This is a genomic window from Campylobacter sp. 110, assembly GCF_002383965.1.
GTDB classification, from domain to species: domain Bacteria; phylum Campylobacterota; class Campylobacteria; order Campylobacterales; family Campylobacteraceae; genus Campylobacter_D; species Campylobacter_D coli.
Window position 1 is genome coordinate 1 of sequence record NZ_NXBD01000052.1, and the last position, 11,802, is coordinate 11,802.

Consider the following 11,802-nt stretch of genomic DNA (forward strand, 5'->3'; position numbering starts at 1 on the left):
ACTGCTTTAGCATCTTGTTCTAAACCTTGTTTAGTAGCAAGGATGTTTTCGTTGATAGCTTTACCCATTTTGCCTAATTCATCATTAGTTTTAATTTCAATTGTCTGAACTTCTATTTTTTCATGATTTAAAAAGCGAAAGAAATTTTCCAAAGACTTAAGTATAAGAGGAATTCTAGAGCCTATGATTTTTCTTATAAAAAAGTACACAACAGCCAAAATAGCAATTAGTGCTATTATAGCAACACTAATAATAATATATTGTAGTTCATATAAAGGGGCTAAAACTGATTTTTTAGGAGCTGTTACAATTACACTCCAATGACTAGAATTACCTAAAGTGCTAAATGAAGAGATACTAGCATAACTAAGATCTCCTGTTGAGGCAATATAATTATCTAAGATTTCATATTTATGGTTTTTAACTGCCTCAACAATTAATTGAGCAGATTGATCTTTGTTAATATCAAATAAAGTTTTTAAAATTGCATTTTTATTTTTATGAATAGCAATAATACCCTGATCGTTCATTAAGAATCTTAGATCCCCTTCAAAAAAGTCGAATTTTGGATCCAACATAGTCTCGGAAATTTCTAGTAAATCTATAGTATATCCTATAACTCCAATAAATTTGCCCTTATTGTTAAAAATAGGCATACCGAAATTTATACCTAAAAATTCATTATTATGATAATTAAGTTTTCTAGGAGAACCTACAAAAACAGAGTCTTTATCTCCATATTTTGCATTTTGTTCGATATTTTGTATTAGATTTAATTGAGAGAAATTGTTTGGAGTTGAAATAGTAGTTATTCCACCAGATTTTTCTACTATTTGATCAAAAAATATCATAGAAAAAGTTTTTCCATCTGGGCTAATATATTTTTTATCTACATTCTGCATATCACTTAATACAGTAGTATCTTTTAAATAGAGAAATGTATATGCTGCATAGTGACTACTATCAAAAGTATTTTTTATAAGACTTTCAATTAAATCGATATCTATATGATCATTATTTTGAAACATTTCATTTAACGATGTAGCAACTCCTTTGGTTAGTGTGACTTCTTCATTTAAAATACCTTGTATATAATTCACATATCTTTCTGAAGATAATAAAATAGTATCTTTGGCTTCTTTTTCTGAATATGAAGCAACTTGAAAAGAAACAATAGTAATCATAAGAGCTATAGCTACAATAACACTAATAGCAACTGATAATAAGAGTTTTGAACTAACGCTCGATAGTCTAAACATGAAAAACCTCACATAAATTTTTTACTAAAAATAAAGTTCGCTAGCATATCAAAAAAAATAAAATTAATATAAAATTATTTTTTATAGATGTTTTAAAACTATTTAATAATATCAAATACATTTTAAGGTGTGATAAAATTCAGGATTATTAAAAGTTGGAGGAAAAGGAACGCTAGCTCTAAATTCTTTATAGGTATTACCCGGGAGTGTGTCTATGATTTCTATAGTATAAGAAACACTTGTATTTTGCATTTTAGCGTTACGGATATTTTTATCATTGAAAATTTCACCTCCTACTTGTTGTTGGTTTAATATGCTAAGTATCAAATAGCATTTTTTGATTTCAAATTTGGTAAGATTTTGAACTTTTCCACTTACTATAACGCTTTCATGTCTTAGATCTCTTGTGTAGGTTAGTTTGCTAAGATCGGCTTGAGTGGTGAATTGATTGATTGTCAGAAAAATAGAATATATCAAAAGTGCGGTAAAAATAGTAGCTATGGTATAAGAAATCAAAGCCATTTCTTTTTGTTTGACTTTTAGAAAGATTAAAATACAAATCAAGGCAAAGCAAATAAGTAAAATGATAAAAACTATAATATGAAAAATTGTAAAATGCATTAAAAACACTCCGAAACTAAGCGTATGGTATAGTTATTTTCATAGTTAAAATTTTCAAAAGCAATTCTTTGAAATTGAGTTGTATTTTTTTTCAGATTAAAAATTTCCCTGCTTTTTTGCCTAAAGGGAATGAGTTGATTTTTATATTCATTGATGAGATTATCTTCGGGTAATTTATCCTTGAAAATTCTAGCAATCACTTTACATTGTTTAAAGTCGTTTTTAGAAGTATTTGTGATATTAAAATCAATAATTAAAGCTTCAGAGCTTTGGATGAATTTTTGTTCTACAATGGTTGTTTTTCTGCTCCTTACTTCGCTATCTATGAATTTATATCCATATGTATAAATCAAAAAACAAATAATTATATTAAGTGCGATGATCAAAAGAGCCGCCACAGGTTTGTGGCGTAAAAAGATACACAAGAGTAGAACGCAAGTAAAGAGGAAAAAGACAAATAAAATCAGCATATAATCCACTAAATATAAGTGAGTAGTGTAAAAATGCACAATTTCTTTTAGTCTTTCCACTTTATATATCCTAGTTCATGTTAGTAGAACTTTGTTTTTTAGCATCCTTAGTATCCACCCAAATATTTGGTACTGCTCCACCAGGAGTTAAGAAAATTTTAGCATCTTGATTGACTTTCAAGGCTTCATTAAATTCTTTTTGGGTTTCAATTTGTTTTAAGTTAAGCAAAGGAGTATTTAAACTATTCGCAATTTCTTTATTAGAATAAGCTTGCGCATCTGCTTCTATTTTTACAGCCATTGCTTTACCTTTAGCACTGATGATAGTTGCATTTGCTTCCCCTTCAGCCAAAGCAGCTTTTTTTAAAGCTTCTTGATTTGCTCTTTCTACCTCATATTTAGTTCTTTCTGCTTCTTGTTTTGCAATTTGCACGCGTTCAATTTGCTCTTTTACTTTCAAAGGCAATATAATTTCTCTAAGTTGAACCGCACGAAGTTCCACTGGCTCATTAGGTTGTGCTTCTATGGTTTTTCTTATCCCTTCTTCGATTTGAGTTGCGATTGCATTACGATTTGTTGGCAACTCTTCAGCAGTATATTTTCCTACAACACTTCGAACCACATCACGCACCACAGGATCTATGATTTTATTTTCCCAATTTAAACTCCAAGTTGCTATAGTTTGAGGAACTTGTAAAGGATTTAAGCGGTATTGAACTGTTACATCAATAGAAACAGGCAAGCCGCGTGAATCAAGCACAGAAATGCTGTTTTTATTAATTACACCTGAACCTGAAGTTAAATTCTCATTACTTCCTTCTATAGAAGCATAATTGATTTGTCTTACTCTCGTATCAATTGTAGTTATTTTTTGTATAAAAGGTATAAAAAAATGGAGTCCTGGCTCTAAAGGATTTGGATCGTATCTACCTGTAGTGGATTTAATCCCCATTTCTCCAGAATTTATCACCATAAAAGGTTTTGCGATAATTAAAAACAAAACAATAATAATTACACCATAAACAAAAGGAGAAAATTTTCCAAAACCCTTGAAATTAAATTCAGGAGCTTTGAAATTGAAATTTTGTCGGTTGTTATTGTTATTAAAATTTCCATTTTTTTTATTGAAATAATCATTCAAATCAGCTGGCATTTATTTCCTTTATCTTTAAATATAAGTTAGCATAGATGCGTATTTTTCATTGCGTCCATAAACTACATCAAAATAAGCATCTTGAAGTTTTTTAGTAATAGAACCTCTTATACCACTGCCTATAATTCTTGCATCAACATTATTAATAGGGGTGATTTCTGCAGCAGTTCCAGTAAAAAATGCTTCATCAGCAGTATAAACTTCATCTCTTGAAATTCTTTGGCGAAGCACAGTGATACCAAGATCATGAGCGATTTTAAGCACTGTATCTTGAGTGATGCTTTTTAAAGAAAAATCATTAGGTGGAGTGATTAAAACTCCATCTTTTACGATAAAGAAGCACTCTCCCGTACCTTCTGCTATAAAACCCTCTTCATCAAGCATCAAAGCTTCTTCATATCCTGCTTCAATAGCTTCAAATTTTGCAATTTGAGAGTTAAGATAGTTTGCGCTCGCTTTTGCTTTGCCCATGCAAGATTTTACACTATTTCTTACAAAGGATGAAATTTTTACTTTAATACCCTTTTCTAAACCTTCTTCACCCAAATAAGCACCCCATTCCCAAGCAGCGATGCCAACGCGTACAGGGGCTTTTACATGATAAAGTCCCATTACTCCATCTCCTAAGAAAATCACAGGGCGAATATAGACATTGTTTTTAAAATCATTTACTTTTAAAAGTTCAATTTGTGCTTTTTCAAGCTCTTTTTGAGAAAAAGGGCAGTTTAAAAGAGTAATTTTAGCGGATTCTAAAAGCCTTTTAGTATGATCTTCAAGTCTGAAAATCGCTAAGCCTTTATCTGTTTTATAAGTTCTTGTTCCTTCAAAAACAGCATTACCATAATGTAAAGAATGGGTTAAAAAGTGCAAGGTTGCATCTTTAAAATCAACTAATTTTCCATCCATCCAAATTTTATCTGCTGAGATCATTTTTAGCCTTAATAGTCATATTTTTGTTAAAAAACTTTTAATTTTAGCAAAAGTAAATTAATGATAGCTTGATATATAAAGTATAAATTTAAACATTTATGAAGGATTTTAATAAAAAATAAAATCAAACTTTTAGAATTTATTGAGTCGATTTTATTAAGGATATGGCTTTTTTCTGATGATTAAAATAAGAATGAGAAATTTAATACCACGATTTTTAAGTCAAGATTGTGAAAAACTGAATTAAATTTTTTATAGAATTTAGTGTAAATTTAAAAATTTATTTATTAAAGTTTGAAATAATTATAAAAATCAAAGGAGAAAAAATGCCAATTGTAAATATTAAATTAGCAAAGCCAGCTTTAAGCAAGGAGCAAAAAGCTGAGTTGATAGCCGATATAACTGAGCTTTTAAGCACAAAATACAACAAAAGCAAAGAAAGAGTAGTGGTGATGCTAGAAGATATCGAAAGTTATGACATAGGTTTTGGTGGAGAAAGTGTAGAGGCCATTAAAGCAAAGGCAAATAAATGAGTATTTTAAAAGTAGGGGATGAAGCACCACAATTTGAACTTTTAAATCAAGATGGAGTGAAAATCGCTCTTAAGGATTTTATTGGTAAAAAAGTGATTTTGTATTTTTATCCTAAGGATAATACTCCAGGTTGCACCACAGAAGCGTGCGATTTTAGTGCGAGTTATGATAAGTTTTGTGATAAAAATGCAGTGATTATCGGTGTAAGTCCTGATGGTGTGGCAAGTCATGATAAATTTATTGCTAAATTTAATTTAAAGCACATATTATTAAGTGATAGCGAAAAAGAAGTGGCAAAAGCTTATGGAGCTTGGGGGCTTAAGAAAAACTATGGTAAAGAATACGAAGGTATTATAAGATCGACTTTTGTTATCGATGAAGCGGGAAAAATCGCTCAAATTTATAGCAATGTTCGTGTAAAAGATCACGCACTAAAAGTTCTTGAAAGTCTTTAATGTTGGTGCATATTTGTTGTAGTGTAGACAGTCATTATTTTATAGAAGAGCTTAGAAAAGAATACCCTAAAGAAAAAATTATAGGGTATTTTTACGATCCTAATATCCATCCTTTAAGCGAATATGAATTAAGATTTTTGGATGTAAAAAGATCTTGCGATAAGCTCGGTATCAAACTTTATAAGGGCGAGTATGAGTATGAAAAATGGCTACAAGCTGTGAAGGGTTACGAAGATGAACCAGAAAAAGGTGCAAGATGTGAAATTTGTTTTGATCTAAGAATGGGTTCAAGTGTAGAATTTGCAGCTAAAATGGGAGAAAAAAAGCTTACAACAACACTTTTAACAAGTCCTAAGAAGGATTTAGAACAATTAAAAAATGCTTTACAAAAAGAGTGTGAGCCTTATGGGGTGGAATTTTTAGCTCCTGATTTTCGTAAAAATGGAGGCACTCAAAGGCAATTTGCTTTAGCAAAAAAAGAAATGCTTTATCATCAAAATTATTGCGGTTGTATTTATGGGCTTAAAAAGCAAAAGCAAGATAAAAACTTTATTGATGAATTAATGTCGCCTATTAATGCTCAAATTTTACCCGCAAGCATAGAAGCTAGAATAGCTCTTTATAAAAAAGTTAATTTATTAGAAAAAAAGGGTATAAAATTTGAAATTATAAGACAAAAATTCTTAAACTACCGACTTTTAAGTGCTTTAATAAAGCTTGATAAAAAAGCCGTTAAGAGCCATATTTTATTTTATTCTCATTTTAAAAATCATTATGCAAGATTTAGTTTAGATGAGAAAAATTTAAATGAAAATTTAAAGAATGGAATTTATAAAAGCACGAAAGATGAAATCAGCTTTATAGAATTTTGGCGATTTAATTCTGATTTTAAAAACAAATGGAAAAATTTTGAAGATTTTTTAAAATATCCTTTAAAAATAGAAGAAGAAATTAAATGGCGAAATAAACATTTTGGAGCTTATGATCTTAGTCCTGTTATAGTGCTTGAAAAAATTTTACCTACAAGATATGAGATTATAGCAAAGAGTGAAATTTACTATGATGTTAAGGAAGTTATAAAAAGAATATAGATTTAAAATATTTTAAAATCACTTAAAATTTTGACTAAAATTGATTGGATTAACATAATTTTTAATGATTTTTTTATATAATTATGTTTTTTAATTGTTTTTAAGGCCGATTTAATGATAGATGTAATGAAAATTCAAGAAATTTTACCTCACCGTTATCCTTTTTTGCTTGTTGATAAAATCACAGAGTTAAAAATTGGAGAAGTTGTTCGAGGATATAAAAATATCAGCATAAGCGATCATGTTTTTATGGGACATTTCCCAGGTCATCCTATTTATCCTGGAGTTTTGATTTTAGAAGGTATGGCGCAAACGGGTGGGGTTTTGGCTTTTGAAAGCATGGATGCTAAGGTAGATCCAAAAAGTAAGGTTGTATATTTTACAGGTATTGATGGAGCTAAATTTAGAAATCCTGTTCGCCCTGGAGATAGACTTGATTATGAAATGCAAGTAGTTAAAAATCGTGGCAATATGTGGATTTTTAAGGGTCAAGCTTTTGTAGATGGAAATTTGGTTGCAGAAGCAGAACTTAAAGCTATGATAGTAGACAAATAAGAGAGAATCAGTGAAAAAAATTCATCCTAGTGCTGTAATAGAAGATGGAGCTATTTTAGGTGATGATGTTGTTATTGAGGCTTATGCATATGTAAGCAAAGAGGCTAAGATAGGCAATGGGGCTGTTATCAAACAAGGGGCGAGAATACTTTCAGATACTACCATAGGTGATCATTCTCGTGTGTTTTCATATGCTATAGTAGGTGATATTCCTCAAGATATATCTTATAAGGACGAACAAAAAAGCGGAGTGATTATAGGGCAAAATTCTACTATTAGAGAATTTGCTACGATAAATTCGGGTACAGCTAAAGGCGATGGTTTTACTCGCATAGGAAATAACGCTTTTATAATGGCGTATTGTCATATCGCGCATGATTGCCTTTTAGGGGATAATATTATTTTAGCCAACAATGCAACCTTAGCAGGGCATGTAGAACTAGGAGATTTTACCGTTGTGGGTGGTCTTACTCCTATTCATCAATTTGTTAAAGTGGGTGAGGGTTGTATGATAGCAGGCGCGAGTGCGCTTTCGCAAGATATAGTACCTTTTTGTTTAGCTGAAGGAAATCGTGCAAGTATTAGAAGTTTGAATTTAGTAGGAATTCGTCGTCGTTTTGATAAGGATGAAGTAGATAGGCTTAGTAAAGCTTTTAAATTCTTGTTTAGACAGGGGGATTTAAAAGAAAATGCTCAAAAATTATTAGAAAATAATGAAAGTGAAAATGTTAATAAAATGTGTAAATTTATATTAGAAACAAAACGCGGAATCCCTGTATATAGAGGTAAAAATAATGCCTAGAAAATGTAGTTTTTGCAATGAAGTGGAGAATCCACAAAGAAGAATTTTAGCAAATGAAAATGATGATGCTTTTATTTGTGAATATTGTGTTGAGGGGGCTTATAGTATTATCTATGGGGAAGAAAAAGAATTTAAAGAGCCAAAACATGAACATGGCGTTGATTTTAAAGATATTACTCCAAAAGAATTAAAAGCTTATTTGGATCGCTATGTCATAGGGCAAGATAGGGCTAAAAAAGTTTTTAGTGTAGGGGTTTATAATCATTATAAAAGACTTTTCAAATCTGAACTTCAAGATGATGATGTGGAGCTTTTTAAATCCAATATCCTTCTTATAGGTCCTACAGGTAGCGGAAAAACCTTACTTGCTCAAACTTTAGCTAAATTTTTGGATGTACCTATAGCCATTTGCGATGCGACTTCTTTAACCGAAGCAGGTTATGTGGGTGAGGATGTAGAAAATATTTTAACCCGTCTTTTGCAAGCTGCTGATGGAGATGTGCAAAGAGCTCAAAAAGGTATAGTTTTTATCGATGAGATTGATAAAATAGCTAGAATGAGTGAAAATCGCTCTATCACTCGTGATGTGAGTGGAGAAGGCGTGCAGCAAGCTTTGCTTAAGATTATAGAAGGAAGCTTGGTTAATATTCCGCCTAAAGGAGGAAGAAAACATCCTAATCAAGATTTTATTCAAATTGATACTTCAAATATTTTATTTGTTTGTGGTGGTGCATTTGATGGCTTAGAAACTATACTTAAGAGAAAATTAGGCGATAAGGTCGTAGGCTTTTTCGATAATGAAAAAGAAAATAGCAAAGCCTTGCTTGAAAAGATAGAGCCTGATGATTTAGTGCATTTTGGCCTTATACCTGAACTTATAGGGCGCTTACATGTTATAACTTCTTTAAACGAGCTTAATGAAGATGATATGGTAAGAATTTTGACCGAGCCAAAAAATGCTATCGTAAAGCAATATCAAAAACTTTTTGCTATTGATGGCGTCAATTTGAAATTTGAAGATGATGCTTTAAGAGAAATTGCAAAATTAGCCTTAGAACGAAAAACGGGCGCTAGAGGACTTAGAAGTATTATAGAAGAAATAATGGTGGATTTGATGTTTGAGTTACCAGAATATAAAAATTATGATATCGTTATCACCAAAGAAGTGGTAAGAGATGGTGCAAAAGCGTTATTAATCAAAAAGAAAATAAGCTAAAAAAGGGATAAAAATGATTTTAGATCAACTTATAGGATTTTTTTCAAGCGATATGGGTATAGACTTAGGAACTGCTAATACTCTTGTTTTGGTAAAAGATAAGGGCATAGTTATCAATGAGCCTTCTGTTGTGGCTGTAGAGAGAGAAAAGTATGGTTCTAGGGCTAAAATTTTAGCTGTAGGAAAAGAAGCTAAAGATATGGTTGGTAAAACCCCAGGAAATATCGAAGCTATTCGCCCGATGAAAGATGGAGTTATTGCTGATTTTGATATGACAGAAAAAATGATTCGTTACTTTATAGAAAAAACTCACCGCAGAAAAAGTTTTTTAAGACCTAGAATCATCATTTCAGTCCCTTATGGCTTAACTCAAGTTGAAAGAAAGGCTGTTAGAGAAAGTGCCTTAAGTGCAGGTGCAAGAGAAGTATTTTTGATAGAAGAACCTATGGCAGCAGCTATTGGGGCAAATTTACCTATACAAGAACCTAAAGGAAATTTAGTTGTAGATATAGGGGGTGGAACAACTGAAATTGGTGTGATTTCACTAGGTGGGCTTGTTATTTCAAAGTCTATTCGTACTGCAGGTGATAAGCTTGATACAAGTATAGTAAATTATGTCAAAGAAAAATACAATCTTATCATTGGCGAAAGAACGGGCGAGGAGATTAAGATCGCTATCGGTTCAGCTATCCAGCTTCCAAAAGAACTTTCTATGGTTGTAAAGGGGCGTGATCAAGTGAGTGGACTTTTAAGTCGTATCGAGCTTACAAGTGAAGATGTTAGAGAGGCGATGAGGGAATATTTAAAAGAAATAGCAGATGCTTTAAAAATGGTACTTGAAATGATGCCACCTGATCTTGCAAGTGATATAGTAGAAAATGGTGTTGTCTTAACAGGTGGTGGAGCATTGATTCGTGGACTTGATAAATATTTAAGTGAAATTGTTCGCTTGCCAGTATATATTGCTGATGAACCACTTTTAGCCGTGGCCAAGGGAACGGGTAAAGCTTTGGAGGAAATTTCACTATTGCAACAATTGACGAATGAAGAATAAGCTTATCTTTGTCCTTGTTTTATTTTTTTTAGTTTTTATATCTTTTTACTATGGGGGCTTGGTAAAAAAAAATGTTCTTTTGGTAAATGATACGGTGTTAGAAAAATTTTATGGAATTAAGGATACTATCACCGAATTTTTTTCCAAGTATTTTGATCAAGTAGATCAAATTGAACAATTAAAAGCAAGAAATCAAGAGCTAGAATACGCAGCTGTATTAACTACAAGCTTTGCAAACCAATTAAATCGTATTTTAGAGGATAAAAATTCAACAAGATACTTACCTCAAGTTTCTTTAGTAAGAGTTATTTCTTATGTAAAATTAAATGATTATAAAAGATTGTGGCTTGATTTTGCCAAAGTATCTCCTAATAAAAATAAAGGTTTGATTCATCAAGGATACACTATAGGCATTGCGATCAATAAAGATGGCAGAGCTATGGCACTTTTACAGGGCGATGAACAATGTGTTTTTTCTGTATATGTAGGTAAAAATAAAATTCCTGGCCTTATCCAAGGCGAAGATGATAAACTTAAGGTTAAATTTATACCCAAATGGGCAAAAATTAATATAGGAGATGAGATTTTAACAAGTGGCCTTGACAATATCTTTTTTTCAGATGTTCCAGTGGGTATTGTAAGTGCAATCAAAGATGAGGATATGTATCAAAGTGTTGAAGTAAAACCTTATGCTAATATCAATATCCCTGCCTATCTTTATATAATCGATAGTTTATAAATCAACACTTAGACTCTTTTTAAATAAATTTCCATATGGGCTTTTTTTATCTAGGATATCACAGCTTTCTTTAATGTCTAAATTGTCTTTTAAACATTGTAATAAAATTTCCATGATAAAACATGCATCTTGAGTTAAAATATGCGCAGGACATTTTTTTGCATGGGTATAATGCTCGTGAATTTTATGAACTAGGGTTGAGTTTTTAATCTCGACTAATAGCATTTCCAAAGGGGCTTTAAAAAACATTGTATTTTCTTTAGCATTGATAGAAAGATAAAACACATCAAGCCCATAAATTTTTTTATCATAAGAATCAAAGAAATATAAAGATTTGTTAAGATTATCTTTAAAGGTATTAATCATGAGTTCTAAAATTTGAATTTTTTGTTCTTTTGTATAAAAATTTCCTATAGGCGAAAAACAAAATTCAAGTAAAGACTTGATAGAATACCACTCGCTTGCATTAAAAGAATGTGCTCTCATTTTTTCACCCCTTTTTATGCGATATATTCTAGCCTCTTCGCTGTCGTTATTTTGATATACTAAAGGCACGATAAAATCCCTATAAGCGGGATTTGGAAAAGCAGGGTGTAATATAAGTGAACCTTCATTTTCATTTTCAAAAATATATTTTAATCCTCCGATGTATCCTTCGTCAATGATGCGAATTTCATTATTTTCTATTTGATTTAAGAGTGTATAAAATTCGTTTTCATTGCTTTCCCATATTTTAAAAGGATAGCGAAAAAATTCACAAATTTTTTCTTTACTTTTGGTATCGAGTTCTTTTACTGTGTCATTTTCTATAAATTTAGCAAGTGTTCTACGATCTTTGCCCAAAATTGTTGCAAATTTGCTCAAACTTAAGCCTGATTTTTCCAAAATTACTTGTGTTCTATCTTTAGAATTTAACATTGTCTC

14 protein-coding genes are annotated in these 11,802 nt (G+C 31.1%); 8 read left to right on the forward strand and 6 right to left on the reverse strand.

The window, feature by feature from the left end; genetic code table 11:
* The 5 genes from BGS43_RS08200 to ilvE form a co-directional block, all read right to left on the reverse strand.
* Positions 1–1,259 (reverse strand): cache domain-containing protein (locus BGS43_RS08200; RefSeq protein WP_180753344.1); only part of this gene is annotated, 1,259 nt, incomplete at its 3' end.
* A gap of 111 nt (positions 1,260–1,370) precedes the next feature.
* Positions 1,371–1,880, reverse strand: coding sequence for a DUF2393 family protein (locus tag BGS43_RS08205; protein WP_002826340.1), 510 nt, complete (start codon positions 1,878–1,880; stop codon positions 1,371–1,373).
* On the reverse strand, positions 1,880–2,410 hold the full coding sequence (locus tag BGS43_RS08210; RefSeq protein ID WP_002790325.1) for a DUF2393 family protein: 531 nt from the start codon (positions 2,408–2,410) through the stop codon (positions 1,880–1,882). The genes BGS43_RS08205 and BGS43_RS08210 overlap by 1 nt, the downstream gene beginning before the upstream one ends.
* Positions 2,411–2,420: 10 nt before the next feature.
* On the reverse strand, positions 2,421–3,503 hold the full coding sequence (locus BGS43_RS08215; protein ID WP_002790323.1) for a prohibitin family protein: 1,083 nt from the start codon (positions 3,501–3,503) through the stop codon (positions 2,421–2,423).
* Positions 3,504–3,518: 15 nt separating this feature from the next.
* Positions 3,519–4,433, reverse strand: a complete 915-nt coding sequence (gene ilvE, locus BGS43_RS08220) for a branched-chain-amino-acid transaminase (RefSeq protein ID WP_057044812.1) — start codon at positions 4,431–4,433, stop codon at positions 3,519–3,521.
* Positions 4,434–4,759: 326 nt separating this feature from the next.
* Here ilvE and BGS43_RS08225 point away from each other — a divergent pair, with 326 nt between their 5' ends.
* The 8 genes from BGS43_RS08225 (at position 4,760) to mreC (ending at position 10,878) form a co-directional block, all read left to right on the forward strand.
* Positions 4,760–4,966: a tautomerase family protein gene (locus tag BGS43_RS08225; protein WP_002778034.1), complete on the forward strand. Its 207-nt coding sequence runs from the start codon at positions 4,760–4,762 to the stop codon at positions 4,964–4,966.
* On the forward strand, positions 4,963–5,421 hold the full coding sequence (gene bcp, locus BGS43_RS08230; protein ID WP_002794098.1) for a thioredoxin-dependent thiol peroxidase: 459 nt from the start codon (positions 4,963–4,965) through the stop codon (positions 5,419–5,421). Before BGS43_RS08225 ends, bcp begins: the two co-directional genes overlap by 4 nt.
* Positions 5,421–6,512, forward strand: coding sequence for an epoxyqueuosine reductase QueH (locus BGS43_RS08235; protein ID WP_025398676.1), 1,092 nt, complete (start codon positions 5,421–5,423; stop codon positions 6,510–6,512). The genes bcp and BGS43_RS08235 overlap by 1 nt, the downstream gene beginning before the upstream one ends.
* 114 nt (positions 6,513–6,626) lie before the next feature.
* Positions 6,627–7,067 carry a 3-hydroxyacyl-ACP dehydratase FabZ gene (gene fabZ, locus BGS43_RS08240; protein ID WP_002826342.1) on the forward strand — a complete coding sequence of 147 codons (441 nt, stop codon included), beginning with the start codon at positions 6,627–6,629 and terminating at the stop codon, positions 7,065–7,067.
* 10 nt (positions 7,068–7,077) lie between these two features.
* The gene (gene lpxA / locus BGS43_RS08245) at positions 7,078–7,869 is read left to right on the forward strand and encodes an acyl-ACP--UDP-N-acetylglucosamine O-acyltransferase (RefSeq protein WP_002826343.1); all 792 of its coding nucleotides are present in this window, start codon (positions 7,078–7,080) and stop codon (positions 7,867–7,869) included.
* Positions 7,862–9,085: an ATP-dependent Clp protease ATP-binding subunit ClpX gene (gene clpX, locus BGS43_RS08250; protein WP_002826344.1), complete on the forward strand. Its 1,224-nt coding sequence runs from the start codon at positions 7,862–7,864 to the stop codon at positions 9,083–9,085. The genes lpxA and clpX overlap by 8 nt, the downstream gene beginning before the upstream one ends.
* A 13-nt stretch (positions 9,086–9,098) precedes the next feature.
* Positions 9,099–10,139, forward strand: coding sequence for a rod shape-determining protein (locus BGS43_RS08255; RefSeq protein ID WP_002782475.1), 1,041 nt, complete (start codon positions 9,099–9,101; stop codon positions 10,137–10,139).
* Positions 10,129–10,878, forward strand: coding sequence for a rod shape-determining protein MreC (gene mreC / locus BGS43_RS08260; RefSeq protein ID WP_057032460.1), 750 nt, complete (start codon positions 10,129–10,131; stop codon positions 10,876–10,878). The genes BGS43_RS08255 and mreC overlap by 11 nt, the downstream gene beginning before the upstream one ends.
* Here mreC and BGS43_RS08265 read toward each other — a convergent pair.
* On the reverse strand, positions 10,873–11,796 hold the full coding sequence (locus tag BGS43_RS08265) for a hypothetical protein (protein WP_002782477.1): 924 nt from the start codon (positions 11,794–11,796) through the stop codon (positions 10,873–10,875). The two genes, mreC and BGS43_RS08265, sit on opposite strands and share 6 nt — an antisense overlap.
* Positions 11,797–11,802: the final 6 nt, after the last annotated feature.